General features: G+C 70.8%; 17 protein-coding genes. 2 read left to right on the forward strand and 15 right to left on the reverse strand.

What is annotated here, in order from left to right; all coding sequences use genetic code 11:
• Positions 1–9 precede the first annotated feature (9 nt).
• From AC08OX_RS01205 to rimP, 11 genes are all read right to left on the reverse strand, one after another.
• Positions 10–2,199 (reverse strand): polyribonucleotide nucleotidyltransferase, encoded by a 2,190-nt coding sequence (locus AC08OX_RS01205; RefSeq protein WP_011437931.1) that lies wholly within the window; start codon positions 2,197–2,199, stop codon positions 10–12.
• Positions 2,200–2,484: 285 nt separating this feature from the next.
• Positions 2,485–2,754, reverse strand: a complete 270-nt coding sequence (rpsO, locus tag AC08OX_RS01210; RefSeq protein ID WP_011437932.1) for a 30S ribosomal protein S15 — start codon at positions 2,752–2,754, stop codon at positions 2,485–2,487.
• Positions 2,755–2,928: 174 nt separating this feature from the next.
• Positions 2,929–3,858, reverse strand: coding sequence for a bifunctional riboflavin kinase/FAD synthetase (locus AC08OX_RS01215; protein WP_476606091.1), 930 nt, complete (start codon positions 3,856–3,858; stop codon positions 2,929–2,931).
• 9 nt (positions 3,859–3,867) lie between these two features.
• The gene (truB, locus tag AC08OX_RS01220; RefSeq protein WP_476606092.1) at positions 3,868–4,902 is read right to left on the reverse strand and encodes a tRNA pseudouridine(55) synthase TruB; all 1,035 of its coding nucleotides are present in this window, start codon (positions 4,900–4,902) and stop codon (positions 3,868–3,870) included.
• Positions 4,899–6,023: a DHH family phosphoesterase gene (locus AC08OX_RS01225; protein WP_476606093.1), complete on the reverse strand. Its 1,125-nt coding sequence runs from the start codon at positions 6,021–6,023 to the stop codon at positions 4,899–4,901. The genes truB and AC08OX_RS01225 overlap by 4 nt, the downstream gene beginning before the upstream one ends.
• Positions 6,024–6,103: 80 nt before the next feature.
• Positions 6,104–6,607, reverse strand: a complete 504-nt coding sequence (gene rbfA / locus AC08OX_RS01230) for a 30S ribosome-binding factor RbfA (protein ID WP_476606094.1) — start codon at positions 6,605–6,607, stop codon at positions 6,104–6,106.
• Positions 6,600–6,998: a DUF503 domain-containing protein gene (locus AC08OX_RS01235; RefSeq protein ID WP_476606108.1), complete on the reverse strand. Its 399-nt coding sequence runs from the start codon at positions 6,996–6,998 to the stop codon at positions 6,600–6,602. The genes rbfA and AC08OX_RS01235 overlap by 8 nt, the downstream gene beginning before the upstream one ends.
• Before the next feature lie 78 nt (positions 6,999–7,076).
• Complete coding sequence (gene infB / locus AC08OX_RS01240; RefSeq protein WP_476606095.1) at positions 7,077–10,175, reverse strand: translation initiation factor IF-2; 3,099 nt, start codon at positions 10,173–10,175, stop codon at positions 7,077–7,079.
• Positions 10,176–10,428: 253 nt separating this feature from the next.
• Positions 10,429–10,728, reverse strand: a complete 300-nt coding sequence (locus AC08OX_RS01245; RefSeq protein ID WP_476606096.1) for a YlxR family protein — start codon at positions 10,726–10,728, stop codon at positions 10,429–10,431.
• Positions 10,729–10,735: 7 nt separating this feature from the next.
• Entirely contained in the window at positions 10,736–11,833 is a 1,098-nt protein-coding gene (gene nusA / locus AC08OX_RS01250; protein WP_476606097.1) for a transcription termination factor NusA, read from the reverse strand.
• On the reverse strand, positions 11,830–12,636 hold the full coding sequence (rimP, locus tag AC08OX_RS01255; protein ID WP_476606098.1) for a ribosome maturation factor RimP: 807 nt from the start codon (positions 12,634–12,636) through the stop codon (positions 11,830–11,832). The genes nusA and rimP overlap by 4 nt, the downstream gene beginning before the upstream one ends.
• Positions 12,637–12,924: 288 nt before the next feature.
• Here rimP and AC08OX_RS01260 point away from each other — a divergent pair, with 288 nt between their 5' ends.
• Both AC08OX_RS01260 and AC08OX_RS01265 read left to right on the forward strand, forming a co-directional pair.
• A complete protein-coding gene (locus tag AC08OX_RS01260; protein WP_476606099.1) occupies positions 12,925–13,548 on the forward strand; it encodes a hypothetical protein in 624 nt (207 codons plus the stop codon).
• Entirely contained in the window at positions 13,545–14,069 is a 525-nt protein-coding gene (locus AC08OX_RS01265) for a DUF4439 domain-containing protein (RefSeq protein ID WP_476606100.1), read from the forward strand. Before AC08OX_RS01260 ends, AC08OX_RS01265 begins: the two co-directional genes overlap by 4 nt.
• 49 nt (positions 14,070–14,118) lie before the next feature.
• Here AC08OX_RS01265 and AC08OX_RS01270 read toward each other — a convergent pair whose 3' ends face one another.
• The 4 genes from AC08OX_RS01270 to AC08OX_RS01285 all read right to left on the reverse strand — a co-directional run bounded on the left by AC08OX_RS01270 (position 14,119) and on the right by AC08OX_RS01285 (position 17,786).
• Positions 14,119–14,574 carry an RrF2 family transcriptional regulator gene (locus AC08OX_RS01270; RefSeq protein WP_476606101.1) on the reverse strand — a complete coding sequence of 152 codons (456 nt, stop codon included), beginning with the start codon at positions 14,572–14,574 and terminating at the stop codon, positions 14,119–14,121.
• Between the two features lie 155 nt (positions 14,575–14,729).
• Positions 14,730–15,782: an ABC transporter permease gene (locus tag AC08OX_RS01275; protein ID WP_476606102.1), complete on the reverse strand. Its 1,053-nt coding sequence runs from the start codon at positions 15,780–15,782 to the stop codon at positions 14,730–14,732.
• Complete coding sequence (locus AC08OX_RS01280; RefSeq protein ID WP_476606103.1) at positions 15,772–16,551, reverse strand: ABC transporter ATP-binding protein; 780 nt, start codon at positions 16,549–16,551, stop codon at positions 15,772–15,774. The genes AC08OX_RS01275 and AC08OX_RS01280 overlap by 11 nt, the downstream gene beginning before the upstream one ends.
• A 161-nt stretch (positions 16,552–16,712) precedes the next feature.
• The gene (locus AC08OX_RS01285; RefSeq protein ID WP_476606104.1) at positions 16,713–17,786 is read right to left on the reverse strand and encodes an ABC transporter substrate-binding protein; all 1,074 of its coding nucleotides are present in this window, start codon (positions 17,784–17,786) and stop codon (positions 16,713–16,715) included.
• Positions 17,787–18,154 lie beyond the last annotated feature (368 nt).

Raw genomic sequence — 18,154 nt, forward strand, 5'->3', positions numbered from 1 at the left:
GACGGGCCGTCAGGAGGCGGCGGCCGCCGCGTCGGCGGCTTCGGCACTCGGGGACAGGCTGATCTTCCCGCGGCTGTCGATCTCGGTGATCTCGACCTGAAGCTTCTGACCCACCGTCAGGACGTCCTCCACCTTCTCTACCCGCTTACCGCCGGAGAGTGTCTTGAGCTTGCTGACGTGGAGCAGACCGTCCCGGCCCGGGGTGAGCGAGACGAAGGCCCCAAAATTGGTGATCTTCACAATCGTCCCCAGATAACGCTCGCCGACCTCGGGCATCTGCGGGTTGGCGATCGCGTTGATCGCCGACCGGGCGGACTCCGCCGACGGACCGTCCACCGCGCCGATGTAGATCGTCCCGTCGTCCTCGACGGTGATCTCGGCACCACTGTCCGCCTGGATCTGGTTGATCATCTTACCCTTGGGCCCAATGACCTCCCCGATCTTGTCCACCGGGATCTTGACGGAGATGACCCGCGGGGCGTGAGCGGACATCTCGTCCGGGCTGCCGATGGCCTCGGCCATCACGTCGAGGATCGCGAGCCGCGCCCCGCGCGCCTGCTGGAGCGCCGCGGCGAGGACCGAGGCCGGGATACCGTCGAGCTTGGTGTCGAGCTGGAGCGCGGTGACGAAGTCCCGGGTGCCGGCGACCTTGAAGTCCATGTCCCCGTAGGCGTCCTCGGCCCCGAGGATGTCGGTCAGGGTGACGTAGGAGTCGTCGGCGTGGATGAGGCCCATCGCGATCCCGGCGACCGGCGCCTTGAGCGGTACCCCGGCGTTGAGCAGCGACAGGGTGCTCGCGCACACCGAGCCCATGCTCGTTGACCCGTTCGAGCCCAGCGCCTCGGATACCTGCCGGATCGCGTAGGGGAACTCCTCGCGGCTGGGCAGCACCGGGAGCAGGGCCCGCTCGGCGAGTGCCCCGTGGCCGATCTCCCGGCGCTTCGGCGAACCGACGCGGCCGGTCTCGCCGGTGGAGTACGGCGGGAAGTTGTAGTTGTGCATGTACCGCTTGGTGCGGTCGGGGTTGAGCGTGTCGACCGTCTGCTCCATGCGCAGCATGGCCAAGGTCGTGACGCCGAGGATCTGCGTCTCGCCCCGCTCGAACAGTGCCGAGCCGTGTACCCGCGGGATGTAGTCGACCTCGGCCGACAGCGCGCGGATCTCGGTTGTCGAGCGACCGTCGATGCGCACGCTCTCGGTCACGATGCGGGAGCGGACGAGCTTCTTGGTCAGCGCCCGGTAGGCGGCGCCGATCTCTTTCTCTCGCCCCTCGAACTGGGAGGCCACCTTCTCGGCCGCGAGCTGGCGGACCCGGTCGAGCTCGTTCTCGCGCTCAGCCTTGCCGGGGATGCGCAGCGCGGCGGACAGCTCGTCGCCGATTGCCGCGGACAGCGCGTCCAGCACGTCGTCGTGATAGTCGATGAAGACGGGGAACTCCCGGGCAGGCTTCGCGGCGAGCGCGGCCAGCTCGCTCTGGGCCCGGCAGAGCTCACGGATGGCGGGCTTCGCCGCCTCGAGGCCCGCGGCCACGACCTCCTCGGTGGGAGCCGGCGCGCCGTGCGCGAGCAGCTCGACCGTGCCCGGGGTCGCCTCGGCCTCCACCATCATGATCGCGACGTCCGAGCCGTCCTCGATCACCCGACCGGCCACGACCATGTCGAAGGTCGCCCGAGCGAGCTCCGCATGGGTCGGGAAGGCGATCCACTCGCCGTCGACGAACCCGACCCGGGTCGCACCGATCGGCCCGGTGAAGGGCAGGCCGGACAGCGTCGTCGACGCGCTGGCCGCGTTGATGGCGACCACGTCGTAAAGGGTGTCGGGATCCAGGGCGAGCACGGTGGCCACGACCTGGATCTCGTTGCGCAGCCCCTTGGCGAACGACGGCCGCAGCGGCCGGTCGATGAGCCGGCAGGTGAGGATCGCGTCCTCGCTGGGGCGGCCCTCCCGCCGGAAGAACGAACCGGGGATGCGCCCGGCCGCGTACATCCGCTCCTCGACATCCACCGTCAGCGGGAAGAAGTCGAGCTGTTCCTTGGGCTGCTTGCTGACCGTCGTCGCCGAGAGCACCATCGTGTCGCCCAGGTAGGCGACGGCGGAGCCGGCGGCCTGCTTGGCGAGACGCCCGGTCTCGAACCGGACCGTCCGGTCTCCGGCCGGGGTCGCGATGACCGCTTCGGCCGCATGTGTCGAGTCGTCCACTCGAACCACTCCATCCTCTCTTCCTCGGCCGGATCCACGCGGCCGAGCCTCTTCTACGGCCGGGTCCACGCCAACGAGGATGCCGGTGCTCAGTCGAAGTCCCCGGGTCCGGTGCCCGTACCCATCCCGGCGACCACGACCGAGGACCGGCGGCTCGCACCACCACGGACCCGGCCAGGTCCTCCACACCGCCGAGCGGACGACTCCGCCGACGGCTCGACGCATTCGGTACCTACCCCCGATGCGTCAGAGGGAGCGTCCCAGCCGGGCCGCTCCCTCTTCGCGCTACCGCCGTAGCCCGAGTCGCTCGATCAGAGCGCGGTATCGGTTGATATCCGTCTTCGCCAGGTAGTTCAGCAGCCGTCGGCGACGGCCGACGAGTAGCAGCAGACCGCGGCGGCTGTGGTGATCGTGCTTATGCACCTTGAGATGCTCGGTCAGGTCACTGATCCGACGGGTCAGCATCGCGACCTGCACCTCGGGCGAGCCCGTGTCCCGCTCGACGGTGGCGTAATCGGACATGATCTTCTGCTTGACGTCGCTCGCGAGCGGCACGCTCCACCTTCTCCTTCTGTTTCGGGACAGCGCACGTCCGGGGTCTTCCCCACCCGGATCGATCACCGGACCTCGGCATCATCGCCGTCCGGTCCGGACACACCGCACCCGCCTGACCGGGAAGCCTATCAACCCGAGGAGAGCCGCTCGGCCACCGGCGGAGTTCAGCCGAGTTCAGACGAGCAGGGTTGCCGCGCGGGTGGCCTCCACATCCGCGGCCATCTGGGTGACGAGCTCGGCCACCGAGTCGAAGCGCAGGGTCGGACGCAGCCGATGGGTGAACTCGTAGGCCATGTACTCGCCGTAGAGATCCTCGTCGAAGTCCAGGAGAAACGCTTCGACGCGCCGGTCGCGTCCCTCGAACGTCGGATTCGTACCGATCGAGATGGCGGCAGGCTGGCGGCGGCCGGACCAGCAGGCGAAGCCCGCGTACACGCCGTCCGCCGGAACGGCGGCCCACGGCGTCACCTGGATGTTCGCCGTAGGATAGCCGATGGTGCGGCCACGCGCGTCGCCGTGCACGACGACACCCTCGACCCGATGCGGCCGGTCCAGCCCGGCCGCCGCGGCCGCCACGTCGCCCTCGGCCACCCGGGCACGGATCGCCGTCGAGGAGAGCACCTGCTCGCCGGAGCGGACGAGACGGACCCCGTCAACCTCGAATCCCTCCCGGGCGCCCGCCTCCGACAGCGTCGCGAGCCTCCCGGCGGCCCGGTGACCGTAGGTGAAGTTCTCCCCCACCACGACCACGCTCGCCCGCAGCCGCTCGACCAGTATCCCGTGCACGAAGTCAGCCGGGGAGACCCGACTGAACTCCAGCGTGAACGGCTCGACGCAGAGCGCGTCCACCCCGGTCCCGGCCAACAGTTCGGCCTTGAAACGCAGCGTCGTGAGCAGGGCGGGATGGCTGCCGGGTCGCAGCACCTCACCGGGATGCGGGTCGAAGGTCAACACCAGCGAACGCTCACCGCGTTCCCGCGCCAGCCGGACCGCCCGGCCGATGATCTGCCGGTGTCCGAGGTGCACCCCGTCGAAGAAGCCAATCGTGACGACCCCGCCCCGCCACTGGACAGGCGTGTTCTCCGCCCCTCGCCACGTTTGCACGTGCGAAGCCTAGGACATTCTCGTGGGGCGCCGTCGGGCCACCGAACCCCGGCCGGGGCCGCCGGACTGGGCCGGGGCGAAGACGACGAGCGACCGGACCGCATGCTCGATCTCCTCGACCAGGGCCAGCACGGTCCCGTCGGGACCGAAGACGCCGTACGTACCCGGCCGTCCTACCGGGGGCAACCGTCGGCCATGGGACACGTCCGCTGCCGCCTCCGCCGTCACGTCGCGGCGCAGGAAGCCGGCCGCGACCGCGTCGGTCAGCGACGTGACCGCCCGCGGCCCCAGCTCGACGAACGTGTCGAGAGTCACTGCGCCCGCCAGATCGAAGGGACCAACGGCGGTGCGCCGCAGGGAGGTCAGATGCGCCCCGCAGTCCAACCCCGCCCCGAGATCACGGGCGAGCGCCCGCACGTATGTTCCGCTGGAGCAACCGACCGTGACCTCCAGATCGGTTCCGGCCGGGTCCACCGCCCCGTCGCCCGCGGCCCGCCGCGCCAGCAGGTCGAAGCGGTGGACCGTCACCCGGCGTGGGGCGAGATCGACCACCTCGCCGGCCCGGACCCTGGCGTACGCGCGTACCCCGCCCACCTTGACCGCGCTCACGCTGGCAGGAACCTGGTCGAGCACCCCGGTAAAGGCCGCCATGGCCCGCGTGAGCCGGTCGGCGTCGACGTCCACCGGACGGTCCTCGACCGGCGCGCCCTCGGCGTCGTCGGTCGTGGTAGTCCGGCCGAGCCGGATCGTGGCATCGTACACCTTGTCGGTGAGGGCGAGATGTCCGAGCAGGCGGGTTCCCCGGCCGGCTCCCAGCACCAGCACGCCCGTCGCCATCGGATCGAGGGTGCCCGCGTGGCCGATCCGACGCTGCCCGAGAATGCGCCGCGCCCTGGCGACGACATCGTGCGACGTCCAGCCGGCTGGCTTGTCCACGACGACGAGCCCGTCGACCTGTGGCCCGGGGCTGGGACCGGATCCCCGGCGGGATGCGGCTCCCCCCGGCCGCGCGGGTCCCCGGGTGGATCCCCCCCGGGTGTTCACCGCGGGCTCCGGACCGCGTTCCTCGGGCCACCCGGGCCGCACGGATTCTCCCGCGTCCCCGGGCCCCCCAGGCGCGGAGCCCGCGCCAGCGCGTCCCGAAGCACGTCCATCAACTCGTCGGGCGTCGTCCCGCAGGAGAATCCGGCGGCGAAGCGATGGCCGCCACCACCGAGAGCCGTACAGACCGCGCCGACGTCAACGTCCCCCTTGGAACGGACCGAGACCTTCCAGACGTCACCATCCTGCTTGCAGACAAGGGCGACCTCTGCCTCCGACACGGTGCGCACCGTGTCGATGAGCCCCTCGATCTCGTCGTACTCCAGTCCCGCGGCGCGCAGATCGGCCTGGCTGCACCAGGACCAGACGAGGTCGTACTCGGGCTCCAGCCGGACGCGGCCGAGAACCTCCCCGAGTAGCTTGAGATAGCCGAAGCGGTGGGTGTCCCACAGGGCACGGCTGATCAGGTCGGGACGGATGCCCGTGGCCACCAGCCGGGCGGCCAGTTGGTGCACCGCCGGTGTCGTCGCGGCGAAACGGAACGATCCCGTGTCGGTTACCAGACCGGTGTAGATCGCTGTCGCGATGTCCCGGTCGAGCCGCACGCCCAGGGCATCGACGAGGTCGATGACCATGGCGCTGGTCGAGGCCGCCTCGGGGTCGACCAGATTGAGATCGCCGAACCGGGTGTTGGAGGCATGGTGGTCGACGACCAGGACCCGGCAACCGGCCGTGGTGCTGGCGAGCCTGCCCAGCCGGGGCCGGCTGGCGGCGTCCAGGGTCACCACGAGACCCGGCCTGCCGGTGACGGCCTCGGGGGCCACCAACAGATCCTGACCGGCGAGGAAGCGAAGCACCCGGGGAACGACGAAGGGATCCGCGTCGAAGGACACCCGCGGCCTTCCGCCCAGCGACCGCAGCGCGAGCCCCAGCGCCAACGCCGATCCGAGACTGTCCCCGTCGGGGTTCACGTGGGCGATCAGCAGGATGTCGTCACCGGCGTCGATCGCGCCGGTCAGTGCGGTCACCGCGGCCTGGAAATCACCGGTCGGACCGGCACCGTCCGGGCGGGAGCGGTTGACCGACGCCGCCGGCGGGTCCGCGAGATCGGTCGCATCGCTCATCGTCAGTTCCCATCGCCGCTGTCTCGTCCCATCGCAGCTGTCTCGTGCCTGTCACCGCGGTGTCCCGGGCCCGTACCCCGTCATCCCTCCTGCCGGGCCGTCCCGCCGTACTCATCCACCTCGCCCAGCTCATCCGGCTCGCCCAGCTCATCCGGCTCGCCGGCGGAGCGCGGCCGGCGGTAGGGATCGTCGTCGCCCGCCGGGCGAGCATCCCGACGGACCTCGGCCAGATACGCGTCGCGTTCCCGGGCAACGCTGATCAGCTTCTCCAGATGCTGGGCGTCGTCGGGAAGCCGGTCATGAACGAAGGTGAGCGTCGGGGTCACCTTCACCCCCGTGGCCCGGCCGACCTGGCTGCGCAGCAGCCCCCGGGCGGATTCGAGCGCCTGGGCCGACGCCTGCCGCGCCGTCTCATCGCCGTAGACGGTGTAGAAGACCGTCGCGTCGACCAGATCCGGCGTCAGCCGCACATCCGTGACGGTCACCATGCCGAGTCGAGGATCCTTGACGCCACGCTCCAGCGTGGACGCCACGACCTCGCGGATACGCACGGCCAGCCGCCGTGCCCGGGCCGGATCAGCCACCGTCCACCTCCTTGCTCGCCGGTCCCGCCGGCGGCACGCTCACCGCGGCAGATGCACCGGGTGCATGCGGTTCACCGGGTGCATGCGGTTCGTCGTCCGCGTCGTCCGCCGAAAAGTAGCGCGCCCGCGCGGCGAGCACCTCGACGTCCGGTCGCTGGGCCACCAGATGCTCGCAGGAACAGAGGACCTCGACGCAGTGCGCCCGGTCCGCGGCGACGACCGCCATCCCGATCTCGGCTCGCCGGTACAGATCATGATGGCCGGTCTCGGCCACGCTGAGGGCGAAACGGCGACGCAGCTCCGCCACGATCGGCCGCACCACCGACCGTTTCTCCTTCAACGAGTGCACGTCACCGAGCAGCAGATCAAGGCTGAGGGTTCCGATCCACATGGTCGTCTCCCGCCGCCGGGCACACACCACCGGTGACGATCGGGCAGACAGCTCGATCGTCACCGGCCGCGGACGTGCTCAGGCGCGGGGAACCTCCCGTTGCTCGAACGTCTCGATCACGTCATCGATCTTGATGTCGTTGAACGACCCGAGACCGATACCGCACTCGTAGCCCTCGCGGACCTCCGTCGCGTCGTCCTTGAAACGCTTGAGCGACTCGACCGTGAGGTTGTCGGCCACGACGACGCCGTCGCGGATGAGCCTGGCCTTGGTGTTCCGCCGGATGACGCCGGAACGGACCAGAGAGCCGGCCACGTTGCCGATCCGCGGCACGCGGAAGACCTCGCGGACCTCGGCGGTACCGAGCTGCGCTTCCTCGTAGACGGGCTTGAGCATGCCCTTCAGGGCGTTCTCGATGTCCTCGATAGCCTGGTAGATCACCGAGTAGTACCGGACCTCGACGCCCTCACGGTCGGCCAGCTCCGTCGCCTTGCCCTGCGGCCGGACGTTGAAGCCGATGATGATCACGTCGGACGCCGACGCCAGCATCACGTTGGTCTCAGTGATCGCGCCGACCCCACGGTCGATGATCCGCAGACCGACCTCGTCGCCGACATCGATCTTGAGCAAGGCGTCCTCGAGCGCCTCGACCGAACCGGACACATCGCCCTTGAGGATGAGGTTGAGCTGGGTCTTCTCGCCCTCCTTCATCCGCTCGAGGATCGTCTCCAGCGTCGGACGGCCCCGGCTCAGCGCCAGCTCCGCGTTACGCTCGCGGGCCTGACGCCGTTCGGCGATCTGACGGGCCACCCGGTCCTCGGGCACCACCAGGAAGTTGTCACCCGCGTCGGGAACGCTGGTGAACCCCAGGACCTGGACGGGCCGGGCCGGGCCCGCCTCGACCACCTGACCACCGTGTTCGTCGAGCATCGCCCGAACCCGACCGAACGCCTCGCCGGCGACGACCGAGTCACCGACCCTCAGCGTGCCGCGCTGGACCAGCACGGTCGCCACCGGACCCCGGCCCCGGTCGAGCCGACCTTCGATGGCGACACCCTGCGCCTCGACCTCGGTCGGAGCCCGCAGGTCCAGGGATGCGTCGGCGGTCAGGACGATCGCCTCGAGCAGGCCGTCGATGTTCGTCCGGTTGCGGGCGGAGACGTCGACGAACATCGTGTCGCCGCCGTACTCCTCCGCCACCAGGCCGTACTCGGTGAGCTGACCCCGCACCTTGGCCGGGTCGGCGCCCTCCTTGTCGACCTTGTTGACCGCCACCACGACCGGGACGCCGGCCGCCTGGGCGTGGTTCAGTGCCTCGATGGTCTGCGGCTTCACCCCGTCGTCGGCGGCCACGACCAAGACCACGATGTCCGTCACCTGCGCACCGCGGGCCCGCATGGCCGTGAAGGTCTCGTGGCCCGGAGTGTCGATGAAGGTGATCGGACGCTCGTCGCCGTCGACCTTGGCCCGCACCTGGTAGGCACCGATGTGCTGGGTGATACCACCGGCCTCGCCCCCGACCACGTCGGTGGAGCGGATGGCGTCCAGCAGTTTCGTCTTACCATGATCGACGTGACCCATGACGGTCACGACCGGCGGCCGGGAGCTGAGCTCGACGTCGTCGCCGTACTCCCCGCCGAAAGAGAGGTCGAAGCTCTCGAGGAGCTCCTTGTCCTCGTCCTCCGGGCTGACGATCTGGACCTCGTAGCCGAGCGTGACACCCAACAGCTGCAGCGTCTCGTCGGTGCAGGACTGGGTCGCGGTCACCATCTCGCCGAGCTGGGTGAACACGACCTGGACCAGAGCGCCCGGGTTCGCGTCGATCTTGTCGGCGAAATCGGCCAGCGAGGCGCCACGGGGAAGCCGGATGGCCTGCCCGTTGCCGCGGGGCACCATCGCGCCCATGCGCGGCGCTTCGAGCCCGCTCTCCCATTCCTGCCGCTTCGCGCGCTTGGACTTGCGCTGGCGACCGGGGCGACCACGGCCACCGGGGCCGAAGGCGCCCGCCGTGGTCCCACCTCGGCCACGGCCGCCGGCCGCGGGACGACCGGGCGCACCGCCACCGCCGCCGCCACCACCGGGACGACCGGGCGCGCCACCCCGCCCGGCGAATCCGCCGGGACGCGGACCGCCGCCACCGGGACGCGGACCGCCGCCACCGGGACGACCGGGCGCGCCACCACCGCCCGGGCGTCCGGGAGGGCCACCGGCGGGCCGAGGCTGGAACATGTTCGCGTTGGGGCGCGGCCCCCCGGTGCCACCTGGGCGGGGCGGCATGCCACCCCCTGCTCCGGACCGTGGACCGCCGGAACGTGGTGGCATCCCGCCGGGAGTGGGCCGTGGACCACCGGCACCGGTGCCACCGGGACGCGGTCCACCCGGCCGGGGGGTACCTGGCCTGGGGGTGCCCGGCCGCGGGGCGCTGGGCCGGGGAGTGGGCGTCGATGGCGGACCCGACTGCCCGGGCGACGGACGCGGCCCAGCGGACGGCGTCGTGTAGGGGTTGTTACCGGGCGCAGCCGACCGGGGTCCGGGACGCGGCCCGGGCCGGGGGCCGCCAGCGGTCGGACCGCCAGCGGTGGGACCCGAGGGAGGAACCGGGGCGCCGGGACGCGGACGGCCACCGCCCTGCGGTGCACCGGGACGCGGAACGTTCGGCCCGGGCCGCGGCCCGGAGGGAGCGGACGGCACGGACGGCATCGGCGGCGCGGGCACGGCGGAGGGAGCGGACGGCACCGGCGGCGCGGGCGCGGCGGAGGCCGCGGCCGGACGGGGAGCGGCGGGTGCAGACGTCGGGGAGGCCTGCGTCGGCGAGGCCGGTAGCGGCGGGGACGCGGGCGAGGGGGACGGCGCCGGGGTCGCCGGACCGGGCCGGCCGAGGGGACCAGGCCGCCCGGGAACCGGGCGCGGACCGGGCCGAGGCGCCAGACCAGGACGGGACGGCGGGGTCGGACGAGCGCCGCCACCCGGCGGTCCCGGACGGCTGGTGGCCCGGCCCGGGGAAGTGGGTGCGCCGTCGGAGGGGAACGCTTCCTTCAACTTGCGGACGACGGGTGCCTCGACAGTGGACGAAGCGGACTTCACGAACTCGCCGAGATCCTTGAGCTTGGCGAGCACGGTCTTACTGTCGACACCAAGCTCCTTGGCGAGCTCGTGTACGCGGGCCTTTCCTGCCACGGTGCTCCTTCGTTCGGCCCGCGGTCCGTGCCCGCGTGACCTCGTTACCTGCCGGTCGTGATCATGGCTGGGTGCTCATTGAGCGGTCATCGCTGTCTCGACCTGCTTCCCTGTCGACGTCTGTTGGCGCCGTCTGTGGGAGCGGATGCCGCTGGCGCGGGTACCCACTCCGTCTGACCCGGCCGGTCCGCTGCCGCGGTCCGCCCGTTCCATCCATCCATCTTTACCTGGTATCTCCCTGTGCCTGGCGCGACTACGGCGGACCGCTCCCGGAGGGACCGGACCACCGCGGGCGAAACCGCTCCAGATACAGCCTGACCTGCTTCGACCCGAGCGGGCCTGACACCCGCAGTGCTCGTGAGAACGCCTTGCGACGCTCCGCGAGATCGAGGCATGCAAGATCAGGATGCACGTGCGCACCCCGACCACGCATCCGACGACGAGCATCCGGCAGAAGCTCGCCGCCTTCTACAACGATACGCAGTAGGTCAGAACTCGGCGCACGGCTTCGACATCCGACACAGGTACGGACGGGCTCCGCACGGCGCGCCATCGTAAGTCTATCCCGCCTGACCCCGAGAATGGCCACCCGCGGCAGGTGATCGCCGCGGCACCGTAGCTGGTCCCGATCGTCGGGGCGCTCCAGCAGAGTCCCGTTCGGATCCGCTCCCAGCGCCCTCGCCGGAGTCCTCGGTGTCAGAGTGGATGTCGATGCGCCACCCCGTCAGCCGGGCGGCGAGGCGGGCGTTCTGCCCCTCACGCCCGATGGCCAACGACAGCTGGTAATCGGGCACCACCACCCGCGCCGAGCGGCTCGCCGGATCCGTCACCTCGACCCGGGCCACCCGGGCCGGGGACAGCGCGCTCCCGACGAAGGTTGCCGGGTCGGCCGACCAGTCAACGATATCGATCTTCTCGCCCCGCAGTTCGGCCATGACGGCACGCACCCGGCTGCCCATCGGCCCGATGCACGCGCCCTTGGGGTTGACCCCGGCCACCCGGGACCGCACCGCTATCTTGCTGCGATGCCCGGCCTCCCGGGCGATCGCGGCGAGTTCCACGGTGCCGTCGGCGACCTCGGGCACCTCCAGCCGGAACAGCCCCTTCACCAGCTCGGGATGGGTGCGGGACAACGTCACCGTGGGTCCGTGCGGCCCCCGCGCGACGTGCACCACATAACACTTGATCCGGTCGCCGTGTTCGAGCCGTTCGCCGGGGACCTGCTCGGCCGGCGGCAGGACACCCTCGACAGTGCCGAGATTGACGAGCACGACCCTGGAGCCGGCCCGCTGTTCGTGATGTTGCACCACGCCGGAAACGATCTCGTGCTCCCGGTCGGCGTACTGGCCGTAGGTGACCTCCTGCTGGGCCTCGCGCAGCCGCTGCATGATCACCTGTTTGGCGGTCATGGTCGCGATCCGCCCGAAGTCCGCCGGGGTGTCGTCGTACTCCCGGCTGGTGCCGTCCGGGCCCTGTTCCCGGGCAAGGACGGAGACATCTCCGGTCGTCCGGTCGATCACTACCCGGGCGTCCTGCGCGGACCCGGCCGTGTGGTGATAAGCCGTCAGCAGGGCCGTCTCCATCGCCTGCACCAAGGTGTCAAAGGCAATGTCCTTCTCCCGCTCGATTCCGCGCAGCGCGGCCACGTCGAGCTTCACCGGGTCATCTCCTTACCGGCCGCGCCCCGGGGGCCGGCCTCCCGGCCGTCGTCATTGGATTCCCTCCCCGGCGCCGCCGGAAGATCGTCGTCCGGCTCTCCGTACCCGAGATCGGCTGTCTCGCCGGGTTCCACCAACACGGCGGACAAAGACGGCGTCTCCACCGACTCGATAGAAAGATCATCATACGCCTCGGCCGAGAACTCGACCTCGACGGTAGCCCGGGTCACCTGTGCGAAGGTCACCCGCGCGAGCCGCCGACGCGGGGGGCGTCCGGGCCGCGCGGGATCCGTCGCCACCGCCAGATCCGCCCCCGATTCGTCGGCGGACAGGACACGCCCGGCGAGGACGATGCCGTCTCGATCACGTACCGTGACAAACCTGCCGATCGCGCGGCGCCAGTGCCGAGGCTCGGTCAGCGGCCGTTCGACGCCCGGTGAGGTGACCTCGAGAACATAAGGCCCGGCGACCAGGCCCTGGCCGTCGGTCTCGGCGGCGTCAAGCAGCTCGGAGGCGAGCCGGCTGGCGTCCGCGACCGCGTCCAGGTCGACTCCTCCGTCGCGGTCCACCACCACCCGCACCACGCTGCGCGATCCGGCCCGTGTCACCGTCACATCCTCGAGATCGAAGCCCGCGTCGGCGAGGCCAGCCACCAGCCGAGCCCGCAGCGCCGTCCGAACGCCGCCGCGCCCGCGGGCCGATCCGGATGGGCCCCGGTCGCGCGCGCGGCCGGCCTCCCCCGCCCCTGCCACTTCGACCGTCCCTTCCCGCATCCGCGATACCTGATCATCCGCCGAACCCACGACGTCGCTCCCCACGCCGTAGGCCGGCCGCTACGTTGTCATCCCCCGGGGGCGATACCCAGGTTCGGCCGGCGCCATCAAGCCGTGCGACCCTCATCGACCCGACCCGCGGCACCGTCGAACAGCGAGGACCGACCGCCGACGGTCCCGCCGGGCTGGGCCGCCCCGGGGCGACCCAGCCCGGGTGAGATCCATAGCCTACGTCCGCCCCGACCGGGATCCGTCGCGACCCGGGGGTAACCGGATCAGGCCGCGCGGACCACACGGCGTTCCGGACGACAGCAGGGGATGTGCAAAGCTGCGACGGTGGATCCGGCGAACCTCACCCACGCCTCCCGACGACGGCTCCTCACCGGGCTGACCAGCCTTGCCCTTACCGGATTCGCCGGATTTGCCGGATTCGAGGCCGCCGGCTGCAGCTCCACGGTCGCGACGAATCGGACCGGTCCCGCGGTGGGTCCGGACGGCGACGACCGCCGGGCGGCGAGGGCCGCCGCCGTCCGGGCGGCCGCGCTGGCCGCGGCGTACCGCCCGGCGGCCGAGCGCCACCCGTCCCTGCGTCCCCTGTTCGACACGCTGCGGGCCCATCACGAGGTCCAGCTCCGGACCTTGGCCGAACAGTTCCCGGGCTCCGCACCGACCACCCCGACCCAGGCAGCCACCCCGACCCAGGCGATCGGGCGTGACGGCGCCGGGACGGCGGGAACGGCGCAGCTCGTCAACGAGTCACCCACGGCCCGCGCAGCCACCCTCGCCTCCCTGACCGGGATGGAGAGTGCGGCGACGAACGCCGCCCGCACCGACTGCCTGTGCGCGGGCGGTCCGCTCGCCTCCCTGCTGGCGAGCATGTGCGCCGCCGGGACCGCGCATGCGGAGCTGCTGGCCCTCGCTGCGAGCCGGGTGTCCGGATGACCGCCGACACACCATCGGGCGATCCGGCGTCGGCGACCCCCACGGAATCGACCGCCGCAACCGAGCACCCGGATCCCGTGGGCGTCGCGGCACTGGTCACGATGCTCACGGCCACGCATGCCGCCGTCTACGCCACCGCGGCGGCGGGAGGTGCCGTCGCGCCGCTCGGCCCGGCCGCGGCTCAGGCGCGCGAGCTCGCGCGACTGAGCTGTCTGGCGCACCAGGCGCTGCGCGACGACCTCATCACCGCGATCCGGGCCCGCGGCGGGGATGCGCCACCGGCGCTGCCCGCCTATCGGCTCCCCGTCGCGCCGGAGGGCATCGGGGCGGCACTGGCCCTCCTGGCCAGGATCGAGGACGCCTGCGCCATGGCGGCCCACGACGCTGTCGCCGTGCTCGTCGGGGACGTCCGTGCGCTGGCTCTGGACGCGCTGACCGGCACCGCCGTACGCGCGCAGCGGGCCCGCATCGCGGCCGGCATGCCGCTGGCAGCCGCGAGCCGCGCGCTACCGGGGACATGACCTGGCGTCCGGGGAGGCCGGGCCGCTCCCGAGAAGCGGGCCGCTCCCGTCAGCGGGTGACCCACGCGTCGGGATCGCAGCCGAGGGTGGTCACGATGTCCGGAAGCTGACCACTCGCCACGTCGGCGAGGGTCACGGCCTCCAGCACCCGCCGCAGGTTCACCCGAACCGCGATCCACACATCCTGCAGGTGCTTGGCCGCGCCGTCGTAATTCGTGTCCTCAGGACGCCGGCCCCGCACGCTGGCGAGCGGACCGTCGGTCGCCCGGATCACCGTGGCGATGGTGATCTGCTCGGGGGGAAGGCCCAGCTGGTATCCCCCGTCCGCGCCCCGGCGGCTCTGGACCAGCCCCGCCCGGCGTAGATCGGTGAGGATGTTCTCGAGGAAGCGCAGCGGCAGATCCTGCGCCGCGGCAAGCGCCTCGCCCTTGACGAGCCGACCGTTGCTCGCGGCCAACGTCAGGAGTGCGCGCAATGCGTAGTCGGCGCGAGCGGAGATCTGCATGCATCCATTTTGCCGCCGGTCCTCGCCGAATGGGTGGGCCGGGTCGGCACCGGGCGAGGCACGGCCCCGCGCCGACGGGCGCTGTTCCCGCCGCCGGCTCGGCCGAACGAACCTGCCGGCCAACGAACCTGCCGGCCGGGGAATCGGGAACTTCCTCAGCCAGCCCTCTCGGGACGGGGGGCGTCCGCGCCGCCTCCGGCGGAGGAGGTGGCCGTGGCGGCGGCTGCGGCGGACCCGTCGGCGCTGCCGTTCCGGCGACGCCGAGCTGCCCGGACCGCCGTCGTACCCTCCGCAACCAGCCCACGGCGCTGCCGCATCCGCTGGTCCGCAGCGTTGAACCCGGCGTCGATGAGCACCCCGATCACGAAAATCGTGATCATCGAGGCCAGTACCCCGACCGTGTCGAGTAGTTCGCGGGCATTCTGCAGATCAGCTCCGACGGACGGATGCCCCGGAACGATGACCAGCAATTCGCCGGCCATCAGGCTGCGCCAAGCGAACGCCCAGCCCTGCTTCAGGCCCGCGAGCACCGAGGGCAGGGCCGCCGGTACCACGACGTACCGGTAGAGGGACAGGCTACGCGCGCCCATGCTGCGGCCGACCTGGACCAGCAGAGGCGGCACGTAGTCCACGCCGTAGATGACGCCGTTGGCCACCGACGGCGCCGCCCCGAGCACCACCACGAACATGATTGCGGACTCGCTGAGCTTGAACAGCAGGACGGCGAGCGGGAACCAGACGATCGAGGGCATCGTCTGTACCGCGGTGATGAACGATCCCACCGCGGTACGCAGGACTCCGAAGCGGGACACCGCGATCCCGACCACGGTGCCGATGAACACGGCTAGGGCATATCCCTCCAGGGCCCGGACCAGGGTGCGGGCGAGGGCGTCCCAGAAGTGTCCGCTGCCCAGCTGGTCGACGAACTCGCCCAGTGCCTCGCCCGGGCCGGGCAACACATAGCTGGGCTTCCAGCCACTCCAGACGACGATCTGCCAGAGCAGCAGGAACAGGAGCAGAGCGCCGAGCTTCGGCCAGCTGGCCGCCCAGACGCGGACCGCGAACGGCCGCCGTTGCGCGGTCGGGATGTCCAGCGCGTCGAGGCCGGCGAGGGCCGTGTCGACGTCGAAGGACTTGCCCGCCTCGCCGAGCAGGACACTCTTGTCGGTGGAGACCTTGTCGGTGGAGACGCTGACGTCAGTGGCCATGGCGGCCGACCTCCTCGCGTAGCCGCGCGGTCACCTTGGTGGCGAGCTCCGAGACGTGGGTGGAGTCGATCCGGCGGGGGCGGTCGAGGTCGACGTCGAAGATCTCCGCGACCCGGCCAGGCCGGGAGGACAGCAGCACGATGCGGTCACCGAGCCGGACCGCCTCACGCACATCGTGGGTGACGAAGATGACGGTGACCCCCGTCTCCCGCCAGATCCGTTCAAGTTCGTCGTGGAGCAGATCGCGGGTCATCGCGTCGAGCGCACCGAACGGCTCATCCATGCACAGGATGTCGGCCTCCTGCGCGAAGGCCCGGGCCAGGCTCACCCGCTGGCGCATGCCGCCGGACAGCTCATGGGGGCGCTTCGCGGACATACCGGCGAGCCGGACCATCGCGAGCAGACTCTCGACCCGGTCCCGCCGCTCGGCCTTGCCGATCCCCCGCAGCCGCAGCGGCACCTCGACGTTGCCGCCCGCGGTCAGCCAGGGCAGCAACGCCGAGTCCTGGAACATCATCCCGACCCGCCGGCCGGTGGTGTCGACGACGCCCACGGACGGCTGGTCGAGACCGGCGACCAGGCCGAGCAGGGTCGATTTCCCACAGCCGGACGCGCCGAGGAGACAGACGAACTCGCCCGCCTGGACGTCCAGGGAGACGTCGTCGAGCGCCTTGACGCTGGCGGGCCCGGATCCGAAGACCCGACTGACGCGGTGGATGCGCAGCGCGGTGTCGGCGGGTACAGCGGTGTCGGCGAGTACAGCGGTCATGGTTCATTCCCCCGTCGCGGTGTATGCGGCCGGTGTGCATGGACGGATGGACGGATGGACGGACCAGGCCGGGGCATCGATGATCGACGCCCCGGCCTGGTCGTCGCCCTGTGGTCTCGGACCGAGGTTCAGCCGGCCCGGCTACCGCCGGGTGCCGCGGGTCAGGAGTCGGCGACCGTCGGTTTGCCCTGCTTGGCGAGGATCTCGTTGAGGACCGTCAGATCGAACAGACCGTCGAGCTTCGGGTTCTTGATGAGGCCGAGCTCCTCTTGGTGCTTCGCCGAGGTGAACAGGGAGGCCGCGATCGGGTCCGGAGTGAAGGTCAGCCCCTTCCAGGCCGAGGTGAGGATCTTGTCGGACAGCGGCTTGCCACTCAGCTTGCCCAGCGCCGTGTTGGTGACCTTCGCGCCGGCGTCACGGTCGGCGTTGAGCGCGTTGATCGATTCCACATTCGCCGTGATGAGCCGGCGGACGATCTCCGGGTTCTTCTTCAGATAGTCCGTGCTCACCAGAAGCACCGTCGTGACGAACTGGCCCTTGGTCTCCCGCCACTCGTCGGCCTCGTCGACGAGCACCTTGCCCCCCGCTGCGACGAGCCGGGAGGCCGTCGGCTCGGGCACCCAGGCCCCGTCGATGGCCCTGTTGGCGAAGGTGTCCACCGTCACGGTGTTGTCCTGGGGCTTGATGGAGACATCACCCCCACCCTGGGTGTCGGTCGTCAGCCCGTTCTTCTTGAGGAAGTACCGCAGCGCCACGTCCTGGGTGTTGCCCAGGCTCGGGGTGGCGAGCGTGGTGCCCTTGAGCTGCGCGACGGAGGTGATCTCAGGCTTGACCACCAGCGACGCACCACCCGAGGTAGCGCCGGAGACGATCCGCACCGCCTCCCCGTGCGACTTGATGAAGCTGTTGACCGCCGGGTTGGGACCGATATAGCCGGCATCGATGGCGCCGGACAGAATCGCCTCCGCCTCCTGCACGCCGGAGTTGAAGGTCGATGTCTTGAGCGTGACTCCAGAGCCGAGGTCCTTGGCGAAGATCCCCTTCTCGGCGCCGTAGAGAGCTGGCGCATGGGTGAGGTTCGGGAAGTACCCGAGCCGTAGGGTGCCGGTGATCTGGCCGTTCGAGGCGACCGTCTGGGAGTCCCCGTCGTCACTCGAGCAGCCCACCACCGCCAGTACAAGCGCCCCCGCGGCGATGAGTGGCGTCGCTGCACGCCACAGTCTGCTCGGCCTCATAGATACCCCCTCACGCGGGCTGACACCCGCGCCATGCAAGTCGATCGAATTCATCGGGATGGTAAGCATGCCAGATGGTGCCCATCCTGGCCAGGTGGCTTCATCACGATGACATCGTTCTGCAATATCTTTGACCGGACATGAGCACATAGCCGACAAAACAGACATTTTTTTCGCTGGATCGCAGAGGCCCCGGACACCATCGGAGCGGGTCCGGGACGGTCTCAGACCGGGTTGGGTGCAGTTCTCCCCAGGTGAGATCAAGCGGCGAGTGTGTAGCTGGGTGAGTACTTGCTGTCGTGGTTGCGGGCGCGTTCCCGGTCGAGGTGATACGCCCAGTAGGCGTCGAAATCGCCGTTGATGACGAC

The sequence above is a fragment of the Frankia sp. CoBUL1 genome, assembly GCF_978021245.1.

Coding starts and splice junctions, on each gene's coding strand:
- AC08OX_RS01275 (WP_476606102.1), bottom strand. CDS start 15,782: ATGGCCACTGACGTCAGCGTCTCCACCGACAAGGTCTCCACCGACAAG.
- AC08OX_RS01260 (WP_476606099.1), top strand. CDS start 12,925: ATGTGCAAAGCTGCGACGGTGGATCCGGCGAACCTCACCCACGCCTCC.
- AC08OX_RS01235 (WP_476606108.1), bottom strand. CDS start 6,998: ATGTGGATCGGAACCCTCAGCCTTGATCTGCTGCTCGGTGACGTGCAC.
- AC08OX_RS01270 (WP_476606101.1), bottom strand. CDS start 14,574: ATGCAGATCTCCGCTCGCGCCGACTACGCATTGCGCGCACTCCTGACG.
- AC08OX_RS01280 (WP_476606103.1), bottom strand. CDS start 16,551: ATGACCGCTGTACTCGCCGACACCGCTGTACCCGCCGACACCGCGCTG.
- AC08OX_RS01225 (WP_476606093.1), bottom strand. CDS start 6,023: ATGAGCGATGCGACCGATCTCGCGGACCCGCCGGCGGCGTCGGTCAAC.
- AC08OX_RS01265 (WP_476606100.1), top strand. CDS start 13,545: ATGACCGCCGACACACCATCGGGCGATCCGGCGTCGGCGACCCCCACG.
- AC08OX_RS01285 (WP_476606104.1), bottom strand. CDS start 17,786: ATGAGGCCGAGCAGACTGTGGCGTGCAGCGACGCCACTCATCGCCGCG.
- AC08OX_RS01245 (WP_476606096.1), bottom strand. CDS start 10,728: ATGGCGCGCCGTGCGGAGCCCGTCCGTACCTGTGTCGGATGTCGAAGC.